The organism is Halomonas flagellata (genome assembly GCF_022487945.1).
GTDB lineage: Bacteria > Pseudomonadota > Gammaproteobacteria > Pseudomonadales > Halomonadaceae > Halomonas > Halomonas flagellata.
In genome coordinates this window covers 1-612 of sequence record NZ_JAKVPY010000112.1, presented here as the reverse complement: position 1 = coordinate 612, position 612 = coordinate 1, and the positions used below count along the sequence as shown (strand labels likewise).

General features: G+C 35.9%; 1 protein-coding gene. It reads left to right on the top strand.

The genetic code is table 11. The annotated features are described in order from the left end of the window. On the top strand, positions 1-612 hold a 612-nt coding region (locus MKP05_RS21405; protein ID WP_240570152.1), incomplete at both ends, for a hypothetical protein.

The window sequence follows — 612 nt, the reverse complement described above, 5'->3', positions numbered from 1 at the left end:
ACATTTTTATTCATATTTGTTCTAGCTATTTTAATACAATTTACCTTCAGTGGTCACATAACTAAGCGCGATAGCTTGAGCGCTTTAGATCACATCATAGCTTTTCTAAAAAAAAAAATACTCATTGCTTACATAGCCTCTTTTGCTTTGTTCAACGTCTTTGTGCTGATGCTTGCTTTCCAGCAATTCGGCAAGGAACAAGGCGTAAAATATCTGCAAATGATTTATAGCAATGTAAAGCTACAAAGTTTCAATTTCAGTTCTGTACTTTCCATCATAACTATTTTTATTCTTCCATACTTTTTCCAGGTGGTTTACAGACGCTTGATCGCGCCTAAAATTTCAGCGTGGAAACGTAAATTCAGAGTTAGTCAGACGGCTGATAATGTCAGTGATATTCGAGTCGAGAATGACCGCTTTCAGTCTAAACAATTTGACCCGCGAGATTATTATAAAGATGGTCATATGTTTATGGGTTTAGGAACTAATGATGAGCCTATTTACATTACGGACGACGAGTTTAAATCTAAAAATATAAAGGTTATTGGAGCTACTCAAACCGGTAAAGGTGTATGGCAGCAGGTAGCTATTGATCAATGTATTTGGAAAGGT